1 protein-coding gene is annotated in these 229 nt (G+C 40.2%); it reads right to left on the reverse strand.

Annotated features, from left to right (window positions below; translation table 11 throughout):
* Window positions 1-10: 10 nt before the first annotated feature.
* On the reverse strand, window positions 11-229 hold a 219-nt coding region (locus BHE89_RS03300), incomplete at its 5' end, for a hypothetical protein (RefSeq protein ID WP_216080975.1).

The following is a 229-nucleotide window of genomic DNA, read 5'->3' on the forward strand; positions in this document are numbered from 1 at the left end:
ACGATAAGGATCACGAGGGCCGAAAACAAAAAAATTGTTTGCTATAACCTTGTGGACCACCAATATCAAATTCAGAAAGATCAAGCGCAGGTTTACGCAGCAATGCATTAACGATTAATGTTTCACCAGGACGATAAGGATCACGAGGGCCGAAAACAAAAAAATTGTTTGCTATAACCTTGTGGACCACCAATATCAAATTCAGAAAGATCAAGCGCAGGTTTACGCA

It is taken from the genome of Shigella sp. FC1967 (genome assembly GCF_001743005.1).
Classification (GTDB): domain Bacteria; phylum Pseudomonadota; class Gammaproteobacteria; order Enterobacterales; family Enterobacteriaceae; genus Proteus.